Annotated in this window: 26 protein-coding genes and 1 other RNA gene; 7 read left to right on the top strand and 20 right to left on the bottom strand. The window is 37.6% G+C overall.

Annotated elements, in window-relative coordinates:
• Positions 1-196 precede the first annotated feature (196 nt).
• On the top strand, positions 197-2,200 hold the full coding sequence (locus SPK86_RS02030) for a S9 family peptidase (RefSeq protein WP_330948573.1): 2,004 nt from the start codon (positions 197-199) through the stop codon (positions 2,198-2,200).
• Positions 2,201-2,351: 151 nt separating this feature from the next.
• Positions 2,352-2,936, top strand: a complete 585-nt coding sequence (locus tag SPK86_RS02035; protein WP_284139548.1) for a YdcF family protein — start codon at positions 2,352-2,354, stop codon at positions 2,934-2,936.
• Positions 2,937-3,109: 173 nt separating this feature from the next.
• On the opposite strand, the gene SPK86_RS02040 is transcribed toward SPK86_RS02035, so the two are convergent.
• The 4 genes from SPK86_RS02040 to SPK86_RS02055 form a co-directional block, all read right to left on the bottom strand.
• Positions 3,110-4,069 carry an alpha/beta hydrolase gene (locus SPK86_RS02040; protein ID WP_330948574.1) on the bottom strand — a complete coding sequence of 320 codons (960 nt, stop codon included), beginning with the start codon at positions 4,067-4,069 and terminating at the stop codon, positions 3,110-3,112.
• 136 nt (positions 4,070-4,205) lie between these two features.
• Positions 4,206-5,312 carry an ABC transporter permease gene (locus tag SPK86_RS02045; protein ID WP_330948575.1) on the bottom strand — a complete coding sequence of 369 codons (1,107 nt, stop codon included), beginning with the start codon at positions 5,310-5,312 and terminating at the stop codon, positions 4,206-4,208.
• A complete protein-coding gene (locus SPK86_RS02050; RefSeq protein ID WP_284139551.1) occupies positions 5,309-6,559 on the bottom strand; it encodes an ABC transporter permease in 1,251 nt (416 codons plus the stop codon). Before SPK86_RS02050 ends, SPK86_RS02045 begins: the two co-directional genes overlap by 4 nt.
• Positions 6,560-6,570: 11 nt before the next feature.
• On the bottom strand, positions 6,571-7,503 hold the full coding sequence (locus SPK86_RS02055; protein ID WP_284139552.1) for an ABC transporter ATP-binding protein: 933 nt from the start codon (positions 7,501-7,503) through the stop codon (positions 6,571-6,573).
• A 232-nt stretch (positions 7,504-7,735) separates the two neighbouring features.
• Here SPK86_RS02055 and SPK86_RS02060 point away from each other — a divergent pair, with 232 nt between their 5' ends.
• Positions 7,736-8,290, top strand: coding sequence for a hypothetical protein (locus tag SPK86_RS02060; RefSeq protein ID WP_284139553.1), 555 nt, complete (start codon positions 7,736-7,738; stop codon positions 8,288-8,290).
• Between the two features lie 155 nt (positions 8,291-8,445).
• Here SPK86_RS02060 and SPK86_RS02065 read toward each other — a convergent pair whose 3' ends face one another.
• The 3 genes from SPK86_RS02065 to SPK86_RS02075 all read right to left on the bottom strand — a co-directional run bounded on the left by SPK86_RS02065 (position 8,446) and on the right by SPK86_RS02075 (position 11,083).
• Positions 8,446-9,264, bottom strand: coding sequence for a cytochrome c oxidase assembly protein (locus SPK86_RS02065; protein ID WP_284139554.1), 819 nt, complete (start codon positions 9,262-9,264; stop codon positions 8,446-8,448).
• Positions 9,265-9,350: 86 nt separating this feature from the next.
• Complete coding sequence (locus tag SPK86_RS02070) at positions 9,351-9,989, bottom strand: response regulator transcription factor (RefSeq protein ID WP_284139555.1); 639 nt, start codon at positions 9,987-9,989, stop codon at positions 9,351-9,353.
• A 14-nt stretch (positions 9,990-10,003) separates the two neighbouring features.
• Complete coding sequence (locus tag SPK86_RS02075) at positions 10,004-11,083, bottom strand: sensor histidine kinase (RefSeq protein ID WP_284139556.1); 1,080 nt, start codon at positions 11,081-11,083, stop codon at positions 10,004-10,006.
• 135 nt (positions 11,084-11,218) lie between these two features.
• Between SPK86_RS02075 and SPK86_RS02080 the strand changes: the two genes are divergently transcribed.
• Complete coding sequence (locus SPK86_RS02080) at positions 11,219-12,319, top strand: SDR family oxidoreductase (protein WP_284139557.1); 1,101 nt, start codon at positions 11,219-11,221, stop codon at positions 12,317-12,319.
• Positions 12,320-12,912: 593 nt separating this feature from the next.
• Here the strand turns inward: SPK86_RS02080 and SPK86_RS02085 are convergent.
• From SPK86_RS02085 to SPK86_RS02135, 11 genes are all read right to left on the bottom strand, one after another.
• Positions 12,913-13,326 carry an HIT family protein gene (locus SPK86_RS02085; protein WP_330948576.1) on the bottom strand — a complete coding sequence of 138 codons (414 nt, stop codon included), beginning with the start codon at positions 13,324-13,326 and terminating at the stop codon, positions 12,913-12,915.
• A gap of 136 nt (positions 13,327-13,462) precedes the next feature.
• On the bottom strand, positions 13,463-14,392 hold the full coding sequence (locus tag SPK86_RS02090; protein ID WP_284139559.1) for a c-type cytochrome: 930 nt from the start codon (positions 14,390-14,392) through the stop codon (positions 13,463-13,465).
• Positions 14,393-14,558: 166 nt separating this feature from the next.
• A complete protein-coding gene (locus SPK86_RS02095) occupies positions 14,559-15,152 on the bottom strand; it encodes a lysophospholipid acyltransferase family protein (RefSeq protein WP_330948577.1) in 594 nt (197 codons plus the stop codon).
• Between the two features lie 187 nt (positions 15,153-15,339).
• The gene (locus SPK86_RS02100; protein WP_284139561.1) at positions 15,340-16,746 is read right to left on the bottom strand and encodes an MDR family MFS transporter; all 1,407 of its coding nucleotides are present in this window, start codon (positions 16,744-16,746) and stop codon (positions 15,340-15,342) included.
• 110 nt (positions 16,747-16,856) lie between these two features.
• On the bottom strand, positions 16,857-17,237 hold the full coding sequence (locus tag SPK86_RS02105) for a VOC family protein (RefSeq protein ID WP_330948578.1): 381 nt from the start codon (positions 17,235-17,237) through the stop codon (positions 16,857-16,859).
• A gap of 158 nt (positions 17,238-17,395) precedes the next feature.
• Positions 17,396-17,581: non-coding RNA, 6S RNA (gene ssrS / locus SPK86_RS02110), on the bottom strand.
• 185 nt (positions 17,582-17,766) lie between these two features.
• Positions 17,767-17,907, bottom strand: coding sequence for a small, acid-soluble spore protein L (sspL, locus tag SPK86_RS02115; protein ID WP_284139563.1), 141 nt, complete (start codon positions 17,905-17,907; stop codon positions 17,767-17,769).
• Between the two features lie 151 nt (positions 17,908-18,058).
• Positions 18,059-18,364, bottom strand: a complete 306-nt coding sequence (locus SPK86_RS02120; RefSeq protein ID WP_284139564.1) for a rhodanese-like domain-containing protein — start codon at positions 18,362-18,364, stop codon at positions 18,059-18,061.
• A gap of 31 nt (positions 18,365-18,395) precedes the next feature.
• Positions 18,396-18,872, bottom strand: coding sequence for an RDD family protein (locus SPK86_RS02125; protein ID WP_284139565.1), 477 nt, complete (start codon positions 18,870-18,872; stop codon positions 18,396-18,398).
• 95 nt (positions 18,873-18,967) lie between these two features.
• Positions 18,968-19,963, bottom strand: a complete 996-nt coding sequence (sppA, locus tag SPK86_RS02130; protein WP_284139566.1) for a signal peptide peptidase SppA — start codon at positions 19,961-19,963, stop codon at positions 18,968-18,970.
• Positions 19,964-20,151: 188 nt separating this feature from the next.
• Entirely contained in the window at positions 20,152-20,316 is a 165-nt protein-coding gene (locus tag SPK86_RS02135) for a hypothetical protein (protein WP_284139567.1), read from the bottom strand.
• Between the two features lie 736 nt (positions 20,317-21,052).
• Here SPK86_RS02135 and SPK86_RS02140 point away from each other — a divergent pair.
• From SPK86_RS02140 to cydS, 3 genes are read left to right on the top strand one after another with little or no spacing between them, the layout of a single operon-like run.
• Positions 21,053-22,393 (top strand): cytochrome ubiquinol oxidase subunit I, encoded by a 1,341-nt coding sequence (locus SPK86_RS02140; protein WP_284139568.1) that lies wholly within the window; start codon positions 21,053-21,055, stop codon positions 22,391-22,393.
• Positions 22,394-22,395: 2 nt separating this feature from the next.
• Positions 22,396-23,418, top strand: coding sequence for a cytochrome d ubiquinol oxidase subunit II (locus SPK86_RS02145; RefSeq protein WP_284139648.1), 1,023 nt, complete (start codon positions 22,396-22,398; stop codon positions 23,416-23,418).
• A 17-nt stretch (positions 23,419-23,435) separates the two neighbouring features.
• Complete coding sequence (gene cydS / locus SPK86_RS02150; protein ID WP_284139569.1) at positions 23,436-23,564, top strand: cytochrome bd oxidase small subunit CydS; 129 nt, start codon at positions 23,436-23,438, stop codon at positions 23,562-23,564.
• A 118-nt stretch (positions 23,565-23,682) separates the two neighbouring features.
• Here cydS and SPK86_RS02155 read toward each other — a convergent pair whose 3' ends face one another.
• Complete coding sequence (locus SPK86_RS02155) at positions 23,683-24,384, bottom strand: CBS domain-containing protein (protein ID WP_284139570.1); 702 nt, start codon at positions 24,382-24,384, stop codon at positions 23,683-23,685.
• A gap of 127 nt (positions 24,385-24,511) precedes the next feature.
• The gene (gene deoD, locus SPK86_RS02160; protein ID WP_330948579.1) at positions 24,512-25,231 is read right to left on the bottom strand and encodes a purine-nucleoside phosphorylase; all 720 of its coding nucleotides are present in this window, start codon (positions 25,229-25,231) and stop codon (positions 24,512-24,514) included.
• Positions 25,232-25,503 lie beyond the last annotated feature (272 nt).

The raw sequence follows: 25,503 nt of genomic DNA on the forward strand, positions 1-25,503 counted from the left end.
AGCGATAAGAAGAAGGAATATTACGATTCCTAACGAAATAATTATAATAAATACAAGTAAAAACAAGCACATCGGGGCGTGTTAGAGGCTAAAACATTTGATAGGACAAACTGGTCAAACATTCACAACTATTGCTTCATCACTTAAAATCAGTTAAACGCTTCGCATTAATTCTTAATAATTGGAGGGAATTCAGATGATAGAATCAAAACGTGCTATCCAAGCGGAAGATTTAACAAAAATAGAGGTATATAGTGATCCTCAATTTTTACCTAGTGGGAATGGCTTTTTATATGTGTCCACAACAATAAACGATGAACAGGAATATGAAGCACAAATTTATTCCCAAGCATTAAAAAAAACCGTCAAAAAACAGTGGACATTCACAAGCAATAAAAATATACATCCACGTATTTCCCCAGATGGAACAAAAATCGTTTATCAATCTAATAAAAGCGGTATTCCTCAGCTTTGGTTACTTTCAACAGATGGAGGAGAAGCACAACAAATCACAACCTTTAAAAATGGTGCGGTTAACCCAGAATGGTCAAAGGATGGAAGGTATATTATATTCACGGCTAGCTTGGATAAAGATGACGATGTTCAGCAACAGAAAGAGCAATCAGAAGAAGAACGAAAACAGGAAAAAGAAGAAACTTCCAAAAAACCACTGCTTATTAAGCGATTACGTTATAAATCGGACGCACAAGGTTTTCATGATGAAAAAAGAAGTCAAATCGTTTTATATGATATAGATACAAAGGCTTTTATCCAATTAACGACTGCGGATGCAGATCATACCTATCAAGATATTTCTCCAGATGGAAAGCATATTCTGTTTACCGCTAACCTGAATTCGGAAGCAGATTATGAATTAACGAATGACCTTTATATTGTGAATGTAGAATCAAAAAAGGTTAATAAATTAACCGATGGAAATGGCTCTTACTTTCAGGCGCGCTTTTCTCCTAGTGGAACAAAGATTGCTTGCTTTGGACACGAACAAGCATATGCTGGTGCAACGCAAAGTGAACTATATATTTTTGATAGACAATCTGGAAATCGTCTAACATTAAGCGAGCATTGGGACATGCAGCTTGGCGACTTAATGATTGGCGATACACGTCTTGGTGACTCAGAAACAGGACCAATCTGGTCAACCGATGAAAAGCAACTCTATTTTATTGCAACATATTATGGGGCAACTGGTCTTTACCAAACGAACCTTCAAGGTGAAATAAATGTACTTTATAACGAGAACAATCACGTATTTGGATTTTCATACCATGAAGAAAGTGAAGGGTTTATTCTAGGTGTTAGTACGCCAACTGACCCGTGTAACTTTTATTATTTATCAAAGGAAAAGCAACTAAAACAAATTACGGATGCGAATAAACTTCTTCTAGAGGAAGTGGCATTAAGTGAGCCAGAAGCTATGACGATCACTGCAAAGGACGGGTGGGAAATTCAAGGCTGGCTGCTGCGACCATACGGATTCCAAGCAGAAAAGAAATATCCATTCGTTCTAGAAATTCATGGGGGCCCACACGCAATGTACGGTCAAACCTTCTTTCATGAACTCCAGCTACTAGCTGCCAAGGGCTATGTGGTTCTTTATACAAACCCACGCGGAAGTCATGGCTATGGCCAAAAATTCGTCGATGCCTGTCGTGCCGATTACGGTGGAAAAGACTACACGGATCTGATGAGTGCAGTTGATTATGTACTTGAGAAATATTCCTTTATTGATAAAGAGCGTCTTGGGGTAACAGGCGGTAGCTATGGTGGCTTTATGACCAACTGGATTGTTGGACATACAAATCGGTTCAAGGCTGCCGTTACACAGCGATCAATCAGTAACTGGCTTAGCTTCTACGGTGTTAGTGATATTGGTTTCTTTTTCACGAAATGGGAGCTAGGACATAATTTATTAGACGATCCAAAAAAGCTATGGGAGTTTTCTCCTTTAAAGTACGCGGAAAATGTTGAGACACCGTTGTTAATTCTTCATGGCGAGTTAGACTTTCGTTGTCCAATTGAGCAAGGGGAACAATTGTTTATTACACTAAAGCATTTAAAAAAGGAAGTAGAATTTGTTCGTTTTCCAGGTGCGAATCATGAGCTTAGTCGCAGTGGTAAACCGGCATTAAGAATAGAACGATTACAGCACATTTGCCGTTGGTTTGAAACCTACCTTTAAGCAAAATATAACAACAGGAAAGGCAGCATTTTTGCCTCCTGTTGTTTATTTAAAACTAAGAGACTTAAAACCTCACTAACCATTGAAATACTACTTATTCGTTCGAGATGGCATAAAGCTAAAATAAAAATCAGATTAGGATCGGCTGGCGATGAAAACAATGGGAGCTTTGATAAAGAAAATGACAATTATAATTATTATTGTAGGAATTGCGCTGCTTCTTTTTTGTTTATATGCACACGTCCAAATCAAAAAAACTGCCAATAGAACTACGCCACAAGATATGCCCTATATCATTGTGTTAGGAGCGAAGGTGAATGGCGATGAAATGTCATTAAGCCTTTTGTATCGTGCAAAAAAAGCACTAACCTATTTACAGGATAACCCACAAACGAAGGTCATTGCATCTGGTGGGCAAGGAGCTGGTGAGGACATTAGTGAAGCAGCAGCTTTAAAGCAATATTTTATTGAAAAAGGAATTGATGAAGAACGTATATTAGTAGAGGATCAATCTACATCCACATATGAAAATCTAGCATTTGTAAAGGAATTATATGGGATAGAAGAAGCTGTTATTACGAGTAATGACTTTCATCTATATCGCGCAATTGAAAACGCAAAGGATGTTGGCATAAAAGGCTATCCATTAGCAGCAAAAACGCCGAATATTGTTAAGTGGAAGCTATATATACGTGAATATGCGGCCATTTTAAAACTAAAGCTAACCGGTGATTAAACGTTTACTAGAATACATTAAGAAGAGACTGTGACAAAATAAACATATAAAAATCCGAACGATGATTCAGTATTAATCAGAATCATCGTTCGGATTTCTTCTTGTGACGAATTATCATACGAAAAAAGCACAAGCTCATCATAACTAACGTATTTTGTTAGGGCTCTAGTGCTTCAACGGGCTACATAGGTTTCTAAAAAATGTTGTAATGCGTTAATATAGTCCTCCTTCGCTATTACAAATGCTTCACCATGATTCGCCCCATCTACTTTTAATAACGTTGCAGGGCTTTTTGTTTGTTGGTAAAGCTTCTCTGTCATGCTCGTTGGTACAAACGTATCCGCATTTCCATGAATATAAAGGATTGGCACGTTTGCCTTCTTTACTTGCTTTAAAGCAGATGCCTCCTCTAATGAATAACCTGCACGCAGCTTTGCAACAACACTTGTGCTATTCAAAAATGGAAAGGCAGGCAAATGGAACATCCGCTTCATTTGATATGCAAATAAATCATGAACACTGGAATATGGACTGTCTGCAATAATTGCCTTCAAGTTAGTCGGCGTGTCTTCCCCACTAGCCATTAACACGGTGGCTGCTCCCATCGATAAACCATGCCAAACAATTTCTGTATTCTTACCAAACTGATCAACGAGTTTATTCGTCCAGTCAATTAAATCGAGACGGTCATGCCATCCAAAGCCATAGTAGTCTCCTTCACTCTGACCATGACCTCGGGCATCCGCCATAAAAATATCGTATCCTAATTGCTCATAATAATATTGTCCGTATAAACCCATTTGCTTTGCATTTCCTAAATACCCATGCATAAAGATAACTAGTTTATTCGTTGGCTGTTCTGCCTTTAAGAAATAGCCCTTTAGCGCTAAACCGTCATACGAGGTCATTTTCATTTCCTTAAAAGGCTGATCACGAACCCAGTCGCGCCAATCTCCCGCTAAAAATGTCTCCATCGCTTGGGCAGAAACTTCTAAATCCTTATTATCTGATAGAAAATCCTTTGGCCCGCGCTTGATTGCTAGATTATAAAAAAACAAGCTCGCTACCACATTTATTATGAATAGCAGGATTAATAACCCTACTATTATTTTAAATATTCTTTTTCTTTTCATACTGGTTTCCCCTTTTCGGAACCAAATATCCGCATACTATGATACTAGTATATAAAAAAATGCAATGCATTCCTATGGTAGTTATTTGAAATGGTAGGAAGAACGAACCTGTGGAAAGGTTCGCCATTTAATAGAATCATATATACCGTCTCTCCATAAAATGAATGGCAATCCCAGTCATTCCTACACCCATTAACAATAATATGCTCAAAGGGGAAAATAATTGTTCCAGCGAATAATTATAGATCGCTATCCCGTTTAATAATTCCATTCCATACGTAATTGGGATAAGGTCGGCAATCATTAATAATGGCTTTGATTGCACTAGTTCAATCGGCCAAAAGGCCCCTCCAACCATCGCCATACTAACAGAAAGCATTGGGATAATCGCATTAAATTGCTGTACAGTTTTTACAAGGGCTGTAATCAATATGGTTAATGCTACGATAGCAAAAACATATGGAATCATCACAAGTAACAGTTTCCATAGACTCGCATTAAATTCTATTCCTACGATAAAATGAAAAATCAAGAAAACAATTATTATCTGAAGATAACCAGCAACGAAGCTGTACACCAAATTCCCTGTATACATCTCCCACCTTTTAATCGGTGATAAAATAATGCGATCCCATATCCCATCTCGCTTTTCAATTAATATATGGAATACATTATAAGCAATCGTATAAATGACAAAAAATAATGTAAATCCAAAAACGCGTTGAAACAGATTATTGTAAATAAAATCTTCTTCACCTTTAAATTCCATTGTTTGAATGTGAAATACCGCATGCGCTGCAATATCTTCCAACTGCTCTTTTAGTTCTATGCGCGTTTTCTTATCCTTTATTCCTTTAAGCATTTTTTCCTGCTTCAGCTTATCCATGTAAATCTCTTGCAAGGTATGCTCAACAATAGAAACCTTGGGTGAGTTTACTCCGACTAAGATTTTAAAATCATTCGCGCTTAATTCTACACCTAACTCCGCTTTCCCTTTCTTTACTTTTTGTTTTGTGCTCTCCATTGATGTCCATTGGAATTGAATAAATTTATTATCCTGTAACGCTTTATAAATCAAGGAGTCTTCAAGCGAATTATCTAATGAATATACTGGCACTTGAAATGTAGCTGGATTACTTGTTCCTAATATTAATGTAAACAAGATTGTCATCGCTGTCATAATAACAAACGTCCAAGGTGTCCGGATAAAAAGCTTTATCTTTGCAAATAAAACCCCATTCATAGCACTTCCCCCCTTTTCGGAAAGCTTATTACAGCAATAAACCACGTCACGATAATAAAGAGCACTAAAAATAACAAATTATTAGCAACCGATGAGAGACTTTCTCCCCGTAGCAACGCTAAATAAACCGACATTCCCGCACCATTGGGAGTAAAATCCCCAATTTTTTCGATCAATGGAGAAAAATCTCCGATAGGATAAAAACTTCCTCCAAGTAAACTTATAACGTAAATAACAACGGATGAGAAAAAGCTCGTAATTGTTTCTGAATTATTGCGATAGCTAATTGCCGTCAATAACATTCCTAGGCCACCAACTGCTAGACTTAACAACAACGTTACGATTAAAAAAGCGCTAATGTTTGGCCAGGATACACCATAGACGATCCAGGAGAATCCAAAGATAACGACTAATTGGATAAATCCAAGCAATGTTCCACTAATAAAAACAGCAGAAAAATAAGTCCACCTCGAAACATTTGCTAAGATAATTCGGTTAAACACATGGGTTCGCTTTTCTTGAAATGCATAAAATCCGATTGTTGTTGCAATAAATAGTACATTTAATACTGCCATTCCAATGGTGTAATACCCTTTTGATGTAACAACGCGTTGGTTCATACTTTCAATCTGTCCGATGGATTCCATCTCTTTATAATATTGCGGCTCAAGCTGGATATTTTTGTTTAAAAAGAGCTTTTCCTCTGTCCATCTTTCCTGTATTTGATTTAACAAGTTCAAGATAGTATTCGCCTCAAATTGCAAGCCTTCGTTAATGTATACTTGCAATCCTGGAGGTAATCCTTTATCAAAATAAATGTAAGATAGTAAATCATAGGTGAAGTTTTTCGGAATCTCAATTAATGCACTATAGCTATCATCTTGAAGAATAGCTTGTTTATTCTGTGGCGCACGATCATCTATTTTCGTAAGCAACGTTGCATTCGCTTTTCCAGCATGATCCAATAGCGACGGAATAGCATACTGCTTCACAGCTGTTTGAAGTTTAGCAAATTCTTGAGCAGAGACATCTTTTTCTTCTACAAGCTGCTGTAATCCAAGCCCTGGTGAATCATTATTTATCATGGCAACCTTTACTTGAACATCCTTCACATCTTCTCCCATCGCGCCACTTAATGCAGTTCCTAATATTACAATAAGCAACAATGGTAGACCGAACAGAAGAAGCAAGTGCATTGGATTACGAAGCAACACCTGACATTGTTTAATAATTATTCGCCAAATCATCTGATCACGTCCTAATCCCTTAATGCTCTTCCTGTTAAATGCAAGAAAACATCTTCCAATGTCGTTGCCTTCATTTCTATCGACAATAATTCAATATCTGTATGCTCTGCTATATTCAAAATCAGCTTAAACACTGGTATTTCTTTTGGCACGATTACCGTTACTTCATTTTCACCCGTGCTAACCTGGTGAATGGAAGGCTCTGCTTGCAAGCGTTGCACAAATTTTTCATTTAGCTGCTCTACTTTAATAAGAACCGTTGTTTCAGAAGTAAGAATCTGTTTAATTTCTTCTTTCGTACCTGCCGCAATTAAATTTCCTTTATCCATAATGTAAATACGATCACAAAGGAATTCTACTTCTTCCATATAATGACTTGTATATAATACGGTCATCCCCTTTTCCTCGTTTAATCGCTTTACCGTTTCTAAAATATAGCTTCGCGATTGTGGATCAATGCCTACAGTTGGCTCATCCATAATTAAAAGTGATGGTTGATGCAATAACGCAACACCAATATTAAGACGACGTTTCATGCCACCAGAGAATTTTTTCACCACTTCTTTTCTTTTTTCCTGCAGGCCAATTAGCTCTAATACTTCTTCTATTCTTTGTTTTAACTGCTTCCCTTTTAATTGATATATTCTTCCAAAAAATTGTAAGTTTTCTTCCGCAGATAATTCCGGGTATAATGCAATTTCTTGCGGAACTATTCCTGTTACTTTTCGTAATTCCCCTGGGCTTTTTAAAATGCTTTTCCCATGAAAACGCACATCTCCCTCGGTTGGCTCAATAAGTGATGAAAGCATAGAAATGGCGGTTGACTTTCCAGCACCATTAGGACCAAGCAATCCAACAATCTCCCCTTTTTCAATAAACATATTCAATCCTTTTACTGCGTAAAGTTGCTTGTATCTTTTTGTTAAACGCGCGAGCTCAAGCATATTTTCCCTCCTCACTTTCTTCGTTCTAGTTCTATTTTACGATTCATAAAAAAACACCACTACTATCTGTAGTCATAAATAAACTTGCTGCACGAATGACCTTCGTCACTTTTTACTACCAAGAGGTAATCGACCGTATAAATCGGGCAATCTACTTTACTCCTGAATCTTTTCTATGCATATGATCGTATAGCAATGTGAGCATGTCTGCTTAAAGGAAGGATAGGATCAAATGGAAGAAACGATTAAACCCATTGTTATAGCGATAGCTGCCGTTTCTGGTGGAGGAAAAACAGCTACTGTAAATTATTTAATGGAACAATTACCATACACGAAAGCACTATTTTTTGATGATTATGATTTCACAGGTCCGAAAGATATTATCACTTGGTTAAACGATGGAGCAAATTATAATGATTGGGACTTGTCTCCTTTCATCTATGATTTAAAAAGATTACAAAAAGAACCGCTCCATTACATCATACTGGATTACCCCTTTGCTTATAAAAATGCGCAGTTCCGTAAGCTAATCGACTATGCTATATTTGTCGATACCCCTTTGGATATTGCCTTAGCAAGAAGAATTTCGAGAGACTTTACCGATTGTTCAAAATCAGATATCTTGATTGAAATCAATAACTACATAACACAAGGAAGACGCGGGTATCTTGAAATGCTGCAATCAGTCAAACCAAATTCTGATTTCATCGTCGATGGCAGGTTATCCATATCTCAGATTGCCAAAGAAATCATGAGAAACGTTCATAGGAATGAACTTCATAATTAGAAGCTCTCGGTTTCATAACATTTAAAAGAAACACATCCGCAAATCCTATAAGCTGCGCTTCAGCGATTAATGTAAAAAGGGCTTGTCCTAAAATAGAACAACCCCTGAAAAAGATGAACATTATATTTTTAAATCACAACTCTAATCATTATTCATTATATTTGCTTCCGGTTACGTACAAAAGATATAACAAGTAACATCCCAAATATAAAAAACTGAATTGCCATTAACACAATTCCACCTTTAAATTGTTCTTCTACTGGATTAAATGGCAATAGCATTTGGAAATACTCTGGTGGTAATGATTCCCCTGCTGGAAAACATGCCTCAAGCGATTTGATAAAAAAGCCAAGGTCTGAATAAATGGTATATAAGCTTTCTTTAGCCGTTATTAAAATCACCGCTAACGGTAATACAACTGCAATATTACCGACAAGATACATTCTTCTTTGCAGAATCGACATCTGTTTTGGATAGATAATCGGTATCCATAGTAAAATCGCCGTTATAAACAAGCCAAGCAAATAAAAGTAGTTTAAGTAAAGATCCATTCTAGCGAAATCAAAGATCGGTGGATGATGATATCCATAAAACAATAAATAAAACACGCCGATTGTAACAACAGGATGTGTGATAAATCTAGCTATTTTTGCGATGATTCCAATTGAAAAAAGCCGTTTTAATATTTCTGTCTTAAATCCGATAACTAGCAATGGCGGGGCAATAAAAAATAACAACGCAATTTGAAAAACATGTGCACTAAATTGAATTCTAGCAATGATATTTAATGGACTTCCTATCGCTAAAAACGAAATAAGGAGTCCCCCTAAAAAAGCAATCGTTTTCCAAATAGAATGATGTTTTCCATTAGGTAACATAAATAAATAAATGATAGCACCAAACAAAGTGAACAGTAATATTCCACCATTCCATAAGGATGAAAAATGAAACTCATCTAACATAATTTCTAGCATTTTATGACCACCTATTTCGTTGAATAATTGATTAATGCAGTTTTTTTCTTATCAATCTACTAACTTATTTTGCATATAATTAGTAGCTATTCAATCATACCGTGCTTTACTGCGTATAGTGCTAGTTGTGTTCGATCTCGTAAATTAGTCTTTTGTAATATCTGTGTGATATGATTTTTAATCGTTCCTACTGATAAAAACAATTCATCTGATATTTCCCTATTTGTCATCCCTGCTCCAATTAATTGTAAGATAGCTTGTTCGCGTGGTGTAAGTTCAACGAGAGATTCTACGCTTTCAGGTTTTCTTTTCAATAAGCGAGGAACGATTTTTGCAGCTACATCCGCATCCATCAGTAGCCCCCCATTCATACAGCTATGCACTGATTCGGTTAGTTTTTTCGCATCAGACGTCTTTAGTAAAAATCCGTTTGCTCCTTTTTGTAAAGCTTGCATGGCATAGTCTTCATCATTAAAGGTTGTTAGAATGAGGATTTTAACATTTGGCCACTTTTCCTTGATTTTAATTGTTGCTTCGATTCCATTCATAAAAGGCATGCGAATATCCATCATGATTAAATCGATGATATGCTCATTCATCTTTTCAATCGCTTCTACGCCATTCGTAGCTTCGTGTATTGCGGAGATATTCGCATCTTGCTTTAAGATTGCCTTTAATCCTTGCCTCACAATCGCTTGGTCCTCTACAAGCAAAACCTTCCACATGATAGATAACCCTCCTATGTTATCGGAAGTGTACCGATAATTTGAAATTCATGATCCGATTGCTGGATAGTGACCATACCAGCAATGTGTTCCACTCGTTGCTTCATCGTTGTTAAACCAAATCCAAGTACAAATGGCTTTGCTTCAAAAACCGCATTTTTAATAACAAAGGATAGATCTCCATTGGCTGCTCTACCAAGAATAACATGGATCTCTCTTGCTTGGGCATGACGCATGGCATTTGTTAATGCCTCTTGAATAACACGATAAAGTACTACACTTTTTTCATTTGTTAGTGAAACAGATAACACTCCCTGCTTCATTGTAAAGTGCACGACAATATGACTTTCCGACTCAAGCTTGCGTATTAAGTGTACCACAGACGCTATCCCTTCATTTTCTTCAACTTGCAATGCTTTTACAGCCGTTCTTGTTTCATCTAGACTATCCTGTGCCATTTCTTTTAATTCTCTAAACTTCGAATCACCACTTTCGATTGCAAGCATTTCTAGTTTCATCATCATAGCTGTCAGCTTATGCCCTACAGAATCATGAATATCTCGCGCGATTTTCGTACGCTCTTCTAAACGAGCATCCTGAGTTGCAGCAAGCTGCATACGTTTTAGCTTCCTATATTCAACTAACAATTGGTCATATAACTCTCTCTGCCCAGAACGTTCCATAGTCATATGATTAAGTTTATAAACTAGAAAACAATAAAAAGCGACGAAAAGCAATTGTTCGACTATATCCCCCTGGCTCATGATTAAGAGAACGACAGAAAACAAACTAATTACTAAGATTAAGCTGTTGTTTTCTTTTGTGTTTAGTTGAAATACTGCTTCAAGTAAGATATAGAGTAATAGAATTATAGCATGAATCGAAGCTTGTTCTATCAATAGTCCATAAATGAATACGAGTACGGTCATCACGAAGAGAATAAGAAAGGAATTCTTTTTCATAGAAAGAAAAAAATATAACGCGAGAACAGCTGAGAAAACAAAAATACTAAGTGACTTTGGGGGAGTTGCTTGCACAATCACCCAGATCCATAAAGAAAAAAACGTCATAAATCGTAGCCAAAATATTTTCATCTCACGCACCCTTTAATTAATAATGTTTAATCATTTTCCACTGGTTATATACTACTCTACCACATATCAATATTTTCTTAATTTTCCATGAAATAGTATACTACAAGTAAGTCTTTAAGAATAGGGGGCGTTCACTTGCAAAACACAGTATTTATCACCGGCTATCCAGGATTTTTAGCTTCTAGTCTTATTCGTCAGTTACTAAACGATCATAAGGAGGACATTGAAAAAATATATGTTCTCTCCTTACCTCATCTTGAAGCAGTGGCTAAAAAAGAAATAAACCATATGCTTCAAGCATCGGCACTTCCTCAAGACCTTATCACGATATTGAAAGGGGATATTACGGAGCCTGATTTAGCAATGGATCATCAAGTGAAACAGCAGATCGAACAATCTGTCACTCATGTTTTCCATTTAGCTGCCATCTATGATCTTGCTGTTCCAAAGACTCAAGCTTATCAAGTAAATGTCAATGGTACAGCACATGTTACAGCATGGGTCAAATCGTTACCAAAAATAAAACGATACGTTTACTTTAGTACCGCTTATGTATCAGGGATGCGTGAAGGAAAGATCTTCGAGCACGAGCTTGATATGGGACAGTCTTTTCGGAATCACTATGAGCATACAAAATTCCAAGCAGAAAAGATTGTACGTCAAGTAATGCAACATATCCCTACTACCATTATTCGGCCAGGTATTGTAAAAGGGCATGCAAAAACTGGAAAAACAATTAAGTTTGACGGGTTATACTTTATGCTGAACTTATTAGATAAACTGGAAAAAATGCCTTTCATTCCTTTTATTGGCGATGGAGCACCAGAAGGAAACTTTGTTCCTTACGACTATGTATTGGAAGCGACGAGCTACCTTTCATGGAACGATATTGGAGCTGGAAAAACCTATCATCTAACAGACCCAAATCCATACTCGATGCGTGAAATACAGTCAATGGTTTCACTATTCTATTTAGGAAAATTACCAAAGGGACAGCTTCCTGTTCAATTAGTAAAAGCGCCATTACTTTTGTCTCCAATAAGAAAATGGCTCAAAGCCGAGCCTGAAGCAATGGATTATTTTCTTATTCATTCTTCTTATGACTGCTCACAGACACTTGCTGATTTAGAGGGGTCTGGCATACAATGTCCAGATTTAAAGAATACATTACAGCCAATGATTGATTATTACCGAAAGTATAAACACGATTATACAAAGCAGCTCGACATCAAGTAAACAGATGTTATTCATTATCGTGCAAAAGCTGTCGATAAGCGTGGTGATTTTGAATGGGGAGTACTTAGGACATTTGGCCGAATTTACTGACTTATGAGAAGATTGTACCATTTTCTTACAATTAGACCAATTGTTTGCATATTTGTAGTATACTAAAAAGGACAGGTGATGCAAGAAAACCACGCATCATTCATGCGTGGCTGGAATCGGCGACTTCAAACCCTGAAAAGAAAGGGGCTGAAGTGTGTGATACCAATTGATAAGACGATTGAATTGATGATCATGTTCTCAACACTCGTGTTGTTGATTACGAGCAGCCGTGAAAAAAAGTAATCACCCGTCAATCTAAGTGTCCGGGATAATTACTTTTTCACTCTCTATCGCTATATAGTCGCACTATCCATCTTGCAAATAAACTGTCCGGGTCGTAAGTTGCCGCTTACGACTCGATTAACGTTCACATCTGAATTTAAAATTGTTACACTCACAATTTTTATTATACAAAAAGAAGCACTTAAATAACAAGGGAAAATTGGAAAAATTACTAATTTATTCAAAAACAAAACTGATCGACCTTAATCTCTTATTCCTTCTTATGCTGTTTTCCAAACCTCTTTTAAAGAGCGCTGGAGACTGTGAAAATTTAACGTTTCTTTGTTTATCATAGGTTCAACAATCCTAAAGCCATCATTCTCAAAGCGTGGAAAAACGTGCATGTGAATATGATCGACGTCTGTATCAATTCCATTTTCCTGCAAAATGATTACTCCATCTGGGTTAAAATGCTTTTTGAGCACGCGTGCCGATTTTTGAGCTGTAGAAATCAACGCATGTAAGTATCTTTCTTCTGCTTCAAAAATCATAGCCTCATGTTTTTTGGGAACAACAAGGAGATGACCTGGATTAATTGGCTGTCGATCTAAAAAACAGCATACATCCTCATTCTCAAATATAATTGATGCATTTATTTCCTTACATATAATTTGACAAAAAACACAGGCCCTCACTTCTATCCTCCCCCTGTTCACTTTCCTGGTGTTTCCAAGCTAAATTGACATTTATATTAATATTTCGCCATTAATCTGTAAATTCCTTCAAAAATCGGAAAGAGAGTATACCAAGTTGATATACTCCCCTAAGCATTTACTTAGCTGGAATGACATTTTCTATTTCAGACCAATCGAATGTACCCTCACGAATTTTTTCTCTTCGGTCCTTTGTAATAATGTCAGTTGGACGTCCACCCTTCGGCCAATCCCTATCATGCCCTTTCCATTCTGGCCGTTCATGTGAAAGAAGGTATGCCGCCAAGTCGGCAGCTTCCTGATCACTCATTTCTTCTCCATTAGGTGGCATATTATTTTTTATATAGCCTGCCATTTTCGATAGCCTACTCATCCCTGCACCATCATTAAAGGAGTTTTCTCCCCAAAGCGCTGGACCCGTATTTGTACCTGTGCCAGATCCGTCCGTAGCATGACAAGCTAAGCAATTCTTCTCCTCATATAACTCTTCACCACGTGTTACATTTGGCTCAGGAATTTCTTTCATCGTGTTTTTCATTCGCCAAGGAATATCTTCGCCCGTTTCAATCCCTTTACTAATATGCGTCAAATACGCGACCATCGCCTTCATCTCTTTACTGTCTAAAGGAATAGGCTTTCCATTCATACTCCGAGACATACAACCATTAATACGATCTTCAATCGTAAATACCGTTCCTTCACGTGGACGATATTGCGGAAATTGTGTTGTTACACCTACCATTGACGATGATTGAGATAGTCCACCATCCGCATGACAGCTTTGGCAGGATAATTCATTGCCAACTTCTTCTGCTAAAACAGTATTCGTTTCATTAAAAACCTCTTGACCATACTGAACATACTCCGTCATTGGATCATTAGGATCAAGGTCATCCAGGGAAGGGGGATTATACACAACCTCACCGGTTTTTTCTGTTGCATCGTTTTTTGCGGCGCCATTATCCCCTGGTGAATCATCGTTCGAACACGCTGTAATCGCAAATACAACAATTATAATAGAAATCCAAAACCACTTTTTCTTAAACATCCTCATTCCTCCCTACCTGTAACGTTTCTACACTTTAACTTTACCACAAACTTCCAAGTAAGAAAGCAGATTAATCTAAGTTTCTATTAGTTGTCATGATTTGGACGATTATTCGTCGAGAATTTGCCAAAGTCATGCGTTGTTATTCTCAATGCTTGTAAGACGATTATTTATCAGCTATTTTCATTTGTAATGCATTAAATTGGGCTTCCAGCTCTTTCATCATCGCTTCAATACTTTCTTTTTTGCTAAGTGCATTATTAGGAGCAATCGGTGTGCCAAAAATAATCCGTGGCTTTTTTCGTTGAAATAAATCTTTAAAATTTGTTGGACCCTTATAAGCAGCTGGAACGATTGGCGCATTTGCAGAGCCCGCAATAGTTACTGCCCCTTTTTTTAATGGTACATTTTCCTTTGTTCGCGTTCCACTTGGAAAAATTCCGACAACCTTTCCTTCTGCTAAGAGCTTTCGTGGTATTTTTATCGTACTCGGACCAGGATTAGCTCGATCAACTGGAAATGCGTGTAATTGCTTCATTAAAGTCTTTGTAAAAGCCGTTTGAAACAGCTCCTTTTTGGCCATATAGTGAATTTTAGTTGGGAGTACCGCCACACCAAGCCATAATATATCTACCCATCCTGTATGTGTGCACGCAATAATATAACCTTCTCGCTTTGGCAAATTCGACTTATCATATATTTTTATCCTTCCAAATAGGCTTAATAAAAACTTTAGTGCATACGTTGCAAAATAATACATGATGTTCCCTTCTTTCTGCTTTTATAACCTTATATTAACACAAGATTATATTATCTGGTACTAATAAATAATATAAAAAAAGGCGTAAGCCTCTGCTTAAACACCTTTCAAAATTGTTTCCATTATTAATCAAATCGCAAATACAACCACTGATGACCTCATCATACATACCCTGATTTCCAGTAATTTATCGCTCTGTATAAGGTTTATTTCCTTTAATGAAGAACGCTAAAATAAGTGCTATTAATGAAAGGAAGGTTACGACATAGAAGGCCGTATTTACACCTTGAATCATTTGTGGAATCGAGGCATTGCTACCCTGAGCAGATTGCGTCATAACCGTAATAAGAACTGCAGTACCAATAGATGCTGCAACTTGTCGCATCGTATTATTCATTGCCGACCCATGTGGAATTAGACGATTAGAAAGCTGATTTAAGCCTGCAGTAGTGGACGGCATCATAATCATGGAAATCCCAAACATACGAATGGCAAACACAATTGTCAAGTATGCTATAGACGTATCCACAGTTAAACGTGTATATAGAAATGTTGTAATCGCTAAAATAGTCGATCCCGTTATGACAAGCCAACGTGCCCCAATCTTGTCAAATATTCGACCATTGATTGGTGACATGAGCCCCATGAGTAAAGCTCCCGGTAAAATAACTAACCCTGAATCCAATGCCGTATACCCCGCCATATTTTGCATGTAGATTGGAAGTAGTGCTTCAGCGGCGATCAAGCTTGTGAATGCAATCATACCTATGATCGTTGTTATCGTAAAAATCTTGTTCGCAAACACCCGAAATTCTAATATTGGCTGTTCTAATTTAAATTGCCTTCTAATAAAAACAGTTAATGCAACAATACCAATAATAATGGAGCTAATCACAATCATACTCGACCAGCCAACATTTCCAGCCGCACTAAACCCATACAATAACCCACCAAATCCAACGGTTGATAACATAATCGATTGGATATCAACCTTTGGAAACGTTCGTTTCGTCACGTTTTTCATAAAAAAGTAAGCAATAATGATATCGATAATTGCAAATGGAAGGACAACATAAAATAACGAACGCCATGGATAGCTTTCTAATAACCAACCAGATATCGCAGGCCCCAACGCAGGAGCAAAGGAAATGACAAGGCCCACTGTTCCCATTGCGACACCTCTTTTTTCAATAGGAAAAATTAATAGAAACACGGTCATCATGAGCGGCATCATAATCCCTGCTCCTGCAGCCTGAATAATTCGACCGACCATTAATATAGCAAAATTAGGAGAAATAGCGCAGATCATCGTTCCAACAGCAAAAGTCGTCATTGCAAACAAAAACAGCCTTCGGGTTGTGAAGGTCTCTGTTAAAAATGCGGTGATCGGGATCATAATGCCGTTCACTAGCATGAATATCGTCATAACCCATTGTGCTGTATTTTCCGTAATTTGTAGATCAGCCATGACATGTGGAATTGCTGTCGCAAGCAATGTTTGATTTAAAATCGCTAAAAATGCACCCGGTAGTAAAACAGCAATAATTAATAATCGATTTGTTTTTTCAATATGTATCTGTGCACTCTGATTCAATTCGCATTCCCCCTTTTTTTGCCAACTTTATAAGATAACCATACCAGAGAATGCGCGTTTTGCGAAAGTTATTTTTCTCTTATAAAAAAACAAATGATCCGTTGTTTCTTTTATCCATTTTTATTTTCCCACTCAATACATTCAAGTCTATTGCCGAAAGGGTCCTCGGTATAAAACCGATTTGCTCCAGGTAGATGTTCATCTTCTATGTACACTTTATGATTATTGTCTAGTCGCTCCTTCAAGCGATCAATATAACGTACGCGTATTGCTGGATGTGCTTTTCGAGCAGGAATAAAGCCTTCTTCTACACCAATATGGATTTGTACTATACCTGCCTGGAACCAAACACCGCCACGTGCTTTTAATGGCACCGGTTTTTCTTTTTCAACAAAACCTAAAACATCTTGATAAAATGCTCGTGCTCTAGCTTCACAATTCTTCGGTGCTGCCAATTGAACATGATCCAGTCCTTCATATTGAAACATCATCCAATCCCCCCTATTCACTTCTACTTTGATGATACCTTATTAAAGAGGGGAAAACGAATACAAATAAGCAATACCTCCTGATAGGAAAACATTATACATAGATATGTACAACAAAAAGACTAGCCCTAAAAAGAGCTAGCCTTAAACCATAATTTTTATAAAGAGCCACAATTGCCGTATTTTGCAATAAAAAGTTTTAAACCACCACTTCTACAAAGTGGGTGTTCGCAAAAGCTTTCCTGCCTTCCGCACAATAACGGCACGGCATTAGAGCTTTAATTTAAAACTCCCTATTCACTAATTAGAGGTTAAAACTTAAGAAAATACGTACATCGTAGCCTGTAGCTTTATACTACTATTTTCTGCTGTAAAAATCAATGGAAAAACCTGCCACATTACGAAAATGAGTCAATTATCCCGAATTTGTCACAATATTCATGCATATATGTCATTCTTTTGTCCTGTATCGTTTAATTTCTATTTGGCTAATGGATTTTCATTGAAGCTAATATTCAAGCGCTCCGCTAATCTATATTTTAGTGTTTTTCTTTTTCGCTCTTTGCTCTAGTTGTGATCTTGGTTGCTGTTCTGCCTCATCCTCTGTATATCCCTGTGGATTCAAGCTAGATATCGGTCGTTTTTTACTCCAATTGTTTTTCTTTTCACTCATAATCACACCTCCTGCTATTAGTATGGAATATTGCTCCATGCTTTATCCAAATCCATAAACCACTAAAGATCACTTGCATCCAAACATAAAGAAACGCCAGAGGTGAGAAAATTGTTCTCACCCTCTGACGTCCTTCATTCTAAAATTTAATCTAATCTGTTTTTTCGACTGCTTCATCCCAAGCTAGCATGCCACCTTTTACATTTATCACCTGATAACCATTAGCCTGCAAAAATTCACATGCACGCCCACTTCTTCCACCAGAACGGCAAACGAGATAATGGACAGTCTGCTTATCTATTTCATCAAGCCTCTCCGGTATTTCACTTAGACGTATATGGTAGGCACCTGGAACTTTCCCTTGGGCCACTTCATCATCCTCGCGAACATCTATAATGCTCAGGTTAGCGCCAGTTTTTAGTCTTTCTGCAAGTTCTGATGTTGATATTTCTTTCATCCATATCCCTCCAGTTTAATTTTACTTATTCTTATCGCTCATGAATTACACTCGTATCTCCTATCATATCGTGAATTCCTCTTTTTCGATCATCAAAGGCAACAACGATATATAACAATCCAGCAATGGTAAAAACACGATAAAAAAATCTGCCAATAATTTCACGAAAAATCAAGTCACTCCATGTAAGTGGCTCTAAATCCTTTCGAATTACCTTTATGCCAAAAATCATTTTACCTAATGTTTGGCTAAAATACTTCGTCATGAGCAAAAAATATAAATAAAGTACACCGATGCTTATGATGCCATTTACTGTCCAATATCCGATAGAGATCGGACTGCCTCCCGTACCGATAAAATGCAATGGAAGAAGCACTATTCCGGTTATACTAAATACGATAATCAAATCCGCCATATATGCCCAAAAGCGCATCCAAAAACCTGCGTAACGAAGATGAACTGGTAGAGTATCCTCTATTTCATAAGTAGCATTTATTTCTTCCTTCATCCGAATCCCTCCTAACATAATATGTTCAGGCCATGAGATGTTCCTATTAAATTGGAGCCTTATATCCTTTTTCTACTGCTATAGCCTCAGAAGTCTTATTTCGTATATAAATACATCGCACTTGGCGTATTTGCTCTTCGAAGCAGGTCTTCAAAACTAGCTGCATCAAGCTTTGAATCAAAAAATTGCTGCAGGCTACCACTAATAAATTGATTAATTCCTAAGCCATCACTATATTCCACAACAGTTGCATCCCCAAGGTTATGATCCGCCTTCATCAATGCAATCGTATCATCTAACGTACCTAATTCATCAACAAGTCCATTTTCTTGCGCTTGTGTTCCTGTATAAACACGGCCATCTCCAAGCTTTCGTACCTTTTCCTCTGGCATTTCACGTCCATCCACAATCACTTGGACAAATTCATCATAAAGTTCATCAATCATTGCTTGTAAAATAGCCCGTTCCTCTTCTGTCATTGGCCGAGAAGAAGACATAATATCCTTATATTCACCGCTTTTTATCGTATTCACATCAATACCGAGTTTTTTTGCTAGCTCTGCATAGTTGAGCGACTCCATAATAACGCCAATTGAACCAGTGAGCGTTGCTGGATGGGCAATAATTTTTTCAGCAGGCGCAGCAATGTAGTACCCACCTGATGCGGCTGTATTTCCCATTGAAACATAGACAGGCTTTTCATTCTCTGCTTGAATTTCAACCACTTTTTCATGAATTTCTGCACTTTCGACAACTCCACCACCAGGCGTGTTCACACGTAAAATTATCCCTTCGACATTGGGATCATCTGCTGCTTGATCAAGCATGTCAACAAAGCGCTTATGATTATATGTATTTGTCGTTACAATCCCACCCGCTCCACTACTTTGGATAATGCCTTCTAAATGAAGGATGGCAATTTTTCCAAATCCGCTTCCTTCTTCAACTACCCGCTCTTCATAATCCGTCACAAAGGAACGAAACATCGTTTTAAAATCAGTCGTTGCTACTGTTGCTGTTATTTGCGAAAAAATTGACAAAAACAATAGTCCAATCGCTATCCCTAATGCTATCCATCGTTTTTTACTCACACTTTATCCTCCATTCAATATTTACTTTAATCATTCATTTGATTGCATTCAAAAAGAAAAATCATTTGCTACTCACAAATTGCAAATGATATTTATTCATCAACTTCATTTATTACCTTTACATACATACAATTATTCATATTCCCCTTCATTATAGCAAAACTTGCTTCTATTTCTAAATTAGAATTTTAATCTCTACCAATCACACTCGTTTCTGCAGGTCTGGAAATAAAAGACTGTACACAGTTCCAAACGCACAGCAAAAATAAATGTGATATCTTCGTTCGACTCATCCAAATTCCTATTCCTACAACGACGATAAGGATGAACTCCATGACAATTACGCGATTCATCTTTATTCCCTCCGTGAAGAACATCATTAAGATAGATGTTTCTTCTATATTTAAGACTTGCATATACACCTCTATCCCTATTCAGAATTCAGAACAGAGCGATAAAATGCACTGAAACAAAAAAACTTCCCCCAAAAAATTCGGACGAAATATGGACGACTAGAATTTACGTTTTATTAGATAAAAACATCGAGTAGTTGAAGTGGGTGAGACTCCTTGAAAAAGGAAAGCGCTTTTTCTGCGTGCGGTGTGTCACTGCCGAAGCGTTTCTTATCCAGCGGGAAGCAACAGGGAACGCAAACTATAACCGTCATGTCCTGTTGCAACGGCTGCGCTAATACGTCCTGTACGTCGAAAAATCCACACGGAAAAAGAGCATTTTCTTTTCCGTGTTAGTTGAGGCTGTGCCACAGAAAAGAAGACACTGCGAAGTCATTTTGAGTAGATGTCGCGCTTATGCCTGTGGTGAAAGCGATCCCATTTTCAAACTACGATACTTTTTTTATACAATTACTCTTTTTTAGAAAATGAAGCCTCATTTCCATTCCAAAGCTAAACCAAAAAATGAAAAGGTACGCTTTCAAATCTCATATTTTGGGTACACTACCTGTATAAAGGAGCGAATAAAATGTACAAAAATCATGAACGAAAGCTCATATGGCTCGCCTTTATAGTGGCAGCCATTATGCTTCTATCAATTGTTGGACGATTATTCAGTGGATGAGGAGGATGAACATTGATTAATGATAACGCCGTTTACGCTAGTAGAGTTCTCACAGAGCTTACACTTTCGTTCCATATTATTTACGCCACACTAGGTGTTGGTGTCCCATTAATGATTATGATCGCCCACTGGGTTGGAATTAAAAAAAATGATGAACATTATATTTTACTCGCTAGACGTTGGACACGCGGGTTCGTCATCACAGTAGCTGTAGGGGTTGTTACTGGAACAGCGATTGGATTGCAATTATCATTACTCTGGCCAAATTTTATGGAATTAGCAGGAAATGTTATCGCATTGCCTTTATTCATGGAAACCTTTGCGTTTTTCTTTGAAGCAATTTTCCTTGGAATTTACCTGTATACATGGGATCGCTTTAAAGATCAGCGAAAGCATTTACTTTTACTGATACCCGTTGCGATTGGTGCTTCTTTTTCAGCAGTATTTATTACAATGGTGAATGCTTTTATGAACGCACCACAAGGGTTTGATGTAGTAAATGGAGAACTAGTTAATGTCAATCCGCTTGTCGCCATGTTCAATCCTGCGATGCCGACAAAGGTAGCGCATGTAGTAGTGACAGCTTATATGACATCCGCATTTATACTTGCAGCCATCGCAGCGTTTCGTTTACTCAGAGGATCAACACATATTTATCATAAAAAAGCACTTTATCTCATGATGAAGATTGGCTTTGTCTTTTCGATTGCAACGCTATTAATTGGCGATCTCTCTGGAAAATATTTAGCTTCCTATCAGCCAGAAAAATTAGCAGCAGCAGAGTGGCATTTTGAAACAGAGGATTATGCACCATTAATCCTTTTAGGCTGGTTAGATGAAGAAGAAAATGTGAAATATGCAATTGAAATCCCATATGCGCTCAGTATGCTTGCACATGGATGGCCTTCAGCCGAGGTAATCGGTCTTGATCAGTTCCCAAAAGATGAGATTCCTCCTCTATATATACACTACTTATTTAATATCATGGTAGGAATCGGAATGCTCATGATTGTCGTTTCCTTTATGTATTGGCTTGGTATTCGACGTCGCTGGCCCTTTATTCAAACCCGAGCCTTCCGTTGGTTAATCGTCGCTGGTGGACCATTATCGATGATTGCGATTGAAACCGGCTGGTGGTTAGCAGAGGTTGGCAGACAGCCATGGATTTTACGTGGACTAATGAAAACAGCAGAAGCAGCTACAACGAGTGAACATGTAGATATAATGCTCCTTCTCTTTTGCGGTCTCTATTTAATCCTCGGGATTGGCTCCGTTGTTGTTTTATCGCGGATGTTTCGAAAAAATCCAGTTGAACGCGAATTAGAGGAACGGAAAGGAGCTGCGCACACATGACCATTAACTTAGAAATTATCGGGATTCTCGTGCTTTGGACATTTTTATTCGGATATGTCATTGTTGCATCGATAGACTTTGGTGCGGGATTTTTCAATGCATACAGTGAATTTGTGAATAAACAACATATTCTAACGAAAATTATTCAACGGTACTTGTCTCCTGTATGGGAAGTGACGAATGTCTTTCTAGTTTTCTTTTTCGTAGGGGTTGTCGGTTTCTTTCCAAAAACCGCCTTCTACTATGGTACCGTTCTACTCGTTCCTGCGAGTATCGCCATTGTTCTATTAGGAATTCGCGGTTCATACTATGCATTTGAAACGTATGGATCTCGAGAACACAAAGGCTACGCATTTATGTATGGTGTATCCGGCCTTTTTCTTCCGGCAGCATTGTCTATTGTTTTAACCATTTCCGAAGGTGGCTTTGTATCCATTGTCAACGGAAATCCTGATTTAGATTATTGGGCACTTTTTACAAGTCCCTTAACGTGGAGCATTGTTGTTCTAAGTTTAGCTGCCGTTCTCTATATTTCAGCAGTTTTTCTAACGTGGTATGCCAACAAAGCCAAAGATATTGAAGCGACAAATTTGCTGCGAAGATATGCGTTAATATGGGCATTTCCAACGATCATTACAGCCGGTGGTATTATTTACGAACTCCGCTTCCACAACCCCGCTCACTATGAACGGATATTAGACCTTTGGTGGATGTTTGGTATTTCCGCTATTTTCTTTTTAGGAACAGTATGGCTTATTTGGCGGCGCAAAAAGTATGGACTTGCATTCGGGCTGCTCGTAGGACAGTTTGCCTTTGCATTTTACGGGTATGGAATTTCGCATTATCCATATCTCCTTTATCCGTACTTAACGATTTATGATAGCTTTACAAATGAGGCAATGGCTATTTCGCTAGTTGTGGCGTTTATCGCAGGACTGTTACTACTTATTCCATCCTTATATTTATTGCTACGTCTCTTTCTATTTAATAAGGATTATGTAAGTGGTAGCTCTGATCATTATTAATTGGTGAGGTGAAAAGCATGGAAAGTTTTCTTATCTTTGTTGCTCCGTTTATCATCTTAATTATTTCCATTGTGCTTGCATTTTGGATTGCACTGCGAGATGGAGCAGTAACTGCAGCTGCTTCAAATTCAGAATCAGAACAATAACACCACAAGCTAAGTTTGATTCAGATAAAAAAGAACAGTCCAACGAACAAAGCAAGTTGCTGCGATCGTTGGGCTGTTTGTTTCACAAAAAATGAGTCTCTTTTCCAAGATGGCTCTTTTATGGGATATCAATAATATCTCGCGGTGTAATAATGCCTTTCAAGTTTTTAGATGGCTTGCCATCATCTGTAATGAGCAACACATCTAAGCGATTGCCTTGTCCAATTTGATTTTTAAAAATATCCTGAGCCTCGTAAATCGTCGTATCCTTCGTAATAAAACGATAGTTATTATTTTTTTGGCACGATAACACTTCTCTTAAACAAGTTAAAATCGAAGGTAACTGGTTATCTTTCGCGTTTTTTGCCATCCATTGGGTAATTCCCTTTTCAGAAAGCAAGCCTATTAGATCCTTTCCACTGTAGATAGGAAACTTGGAAATATCCTTCGTTTTAATAACTTGGAGCAATGCGGATAGCTTATCATCTTCATGAAATATAGTTACTTTCCGTGCAAACATCGGATAAACGCGCTTTGGTTCTGTTATTTCCTTTTCAATTCGTTCTATTCGCTCCACAACAGACAAATGCGGCTCAGCAATTACATACGTCATATCGAGCCTATTATGAACAATCGCATTTCGCAAAGCAGCATATTCCAATAAATCTTCTTGGTATCGATTAATTACCGCATTTGATTTACTTAAAATTTTCACACTGCGTGTAAACCCTAAATCTTTTTTATGAATCATCCACGCTTTCAATGCCTTTTCGATTCGATTAAAAGCGATTAAAAATCGTTCTGCATTCTGATTATTCATTTCTGTCCCCCCAGCACGCCCTAAAGCCATCCTATGAATCTATTATACTAAGTTTAACACATAGTGAAAATGCCCATGTAAAAACGCCTAAGGTAATTAACCCTAGGCGTACGATTAATATTATTTTTTAGCCAATCTCGAGCGCTATTTCCATCATATTTGTAAATGCCGTTTGCCGTTCTTCTGGAGTCGTTTGTTCGTGACGAAAAATATGGTCACTTACTGTCATGATTGTAAGTGCATTTACTCCGGCATAAGCAGCATTTAGATAAAGACCGGTTGTCTCCATTTCTGCGCAAAGAATTCCCATCTCACTCCATTTTTTTAATGCTGTTTCATCCGCATTATAAAATACATCACTCGAAAGGACATTACCAACATGGACAGGAAGGTCTCTTTCATCCGCTGCGCGCTTTGCTTTTTCCAACAAATCATAGGAAGCAATTGCAGCATAATGTCCTGGTAAATGAAATTGACGAACATACTCGGAATCAGTAGAAGCTCCCATCGCTAAAACAATGTCATATAAGTTCATATTATCTTGAATCGCCCCACAGGAACCAATACGAATTAAGTTTTTTACACCAAAAACATGAATGAGTTCCCATGAATAAAGTGCCATACTTGGTGTTCCCATTCCAGTTCCCATTACGGAAATCCTTTTACCTTTGTATGTTCCAGTATATCCAAGCATCCCTCGCACTTCGTTAAATTGAACGGTATCCTCTAAGAAAGTTTCAGCAATAAACTTGGCACGTAATGGATCACCTGGCAATAAAATAGTTTCGGCAATTTCTGCACCCTGTGGCTTAATGTGCGGTGTTTCTTTTACGTTAGCTTTGCTCATTTAGTTTTCTCCTTTGTTCATATGAACTGCAACCTTCTGAGAACGATGGAATAATGATTTTAGCCGAGCTCATATTTTATATTGTATACTTGTATAATAAGTTGTATATATGTACAAGTAAATTATAGCATAGCAACGAAATCATTTCAAACAATTATATCCTTTCGTAACGTTCCCTTATAACAAATCCTATATACAGAGTCTTTGAATTTAGACAAGTAACTATCCGCCCGTAAAACGGGCGGTTTTAGTTTCGCCCTATAAGGGCACTT

The organism is Virgibacillus sp. MG-45, from assembly GCF_036409425.1.
Taxonomy (GTDB): Bacteria; Bacillota; Bacilli; order Bacillales; family Amphibacillaceae; genus LDC-1.

Bases quoted from the DNA above. Each gene is read 5' to 3' on its own strand.
- SPK86_RS02030 (WP_330948573.1), top strand. From the start codon at position 197: ATGATAGAATCAAAACGTGCTATCCAAGCGGAAGATTTAACAAAAATA.
- cydS (WP_284139569.1), top strand. From the start codon at position 23,436: ATGGAAAGTTTTCTTATCTTTGTTGCTCCGTTTATCATCTTAATTATT.
- SPK86_RS02105 (WP_330948578.1), bottom strand. From the start codon at position 17,237: ATGATGTTTCAATATGAAGGACTGGATCATGTTCAATTGGCAGCACCG.
- SPK86_RS02040 (WP_330948574.1), bottom strand. From the start codon at position 4,069: ATGAAAAGAAAAAGAATATTTAAAATAATAGTAGGGTTATTAATCCTG.
- SPK86_RS02075 (WP_284139556.1), bottom strand. From the start codon at position 11,083: ATGAAAATATTTTGGCTACGATTTATGACGTTTTTTTCTTTATGGATC.
- SPK86_RS02035 (WP_284139548.1), top strand. From the start codon at position 2,352: ATGAAAACAATGGGAGCTTTGATAAAGAAAATGACAATTATAATTATT.
- SPK86_RS02045 (WP_330948575.1), bottom strand. From the start codon at position 5,312: ATGAATGGGGTTTTATTTGCAAAGATAAAGCTTTTTATCCGGACACCT.
- SPK86_RS02155 (WP_284139570.1), bottom strand. From the start codon at position 24,384: ATGAATAATCAGAATGCAGAACGATTTTTAATCGCTTTTAATCGAATC.
- SPK86_RS02120 (WP_284139564.1), bottom strand. From the start codon at position 18,364: ATGAAAGAAATATCAACATCAGAACTTGCAGAAAGACTAAAAACTGGC.
- SPK86_RS02055 (WP_284139552.1), bottom strand. From the start codon at position 7,503: ATGCTTGAGCTCGCGCGTTTAACAAAAAGATACAAGCAACTTTACGCA.
- SPK86_RS02135 (WP_284139567.1), bottom strand. From the start codon at position 20,316: ATGAATCGCGTAATTGTCATGGAGTTCATCCTTATCGTCGTTGTAGGA.
- SPK86_RS02065 (WP_284139554.1), bottom strand. From the start codon at position 9,264: ATGCTAGAAATTATGTTAGATGAGTTTCATTTTTCATCCTTATGGAAT.
- SPK86_RS02125 (WP_284139565.1), bottom strand. From the start codon at position 18,872: ATGAAGGAAGAAATAAATGCTACTTATGAAATAGAGGATACTCTACCA.
- SPK86_RS02090 (WP_284139559.1), bottom strand. From the start codon at position 14,392: ATGTTTAAGAAAAAGTGGTTTTGGATTTCTATTATAATTGTTGTATTT.
- SPK86_RS02070 (WP_284139555.1), bottom strand. From the start codon at position 9,989: ATGTGGAAGGTTTTGCTTGTAGAGGACCAAGCGATTGTGAGGCAAGGA.
- SPK86_RS02050 (WP_284139551.1), bottom strand. From the start codon at position 6,559: ATGATTTGGCGAATAATTATTAAACAATGTCAGGTGTTGCTTCGTAAT.
- SPK86_RS02095 (WP_330948577.1), bottom strand. From the start codon at position 15,152: ATGTATTATTTTGCAACGTATGCACTAAAGTTTTTATTAAGCCTATTT.
- deoD (WP_330948579.1), bottom strand. From the start codon at position 25,231: ATGAGCAAAGCTAACGTAAAAGAAACACCGCACATTAAGCCACAGGGT.
- sspL (WP_284139563.1), bottom strand. From the start codon at position 17,907: ATGAGTGAAAAGAAAAACAATTGGAGTAAAAAACGACCGATATCTAGC.
- SPK86_RS02060 (WP_284139553.1), top strand. From the start codon at position 7,736: ATGGAAGAAACGATTAAACCCATTGTTATAGCGATAGCTGCCGTTTCT.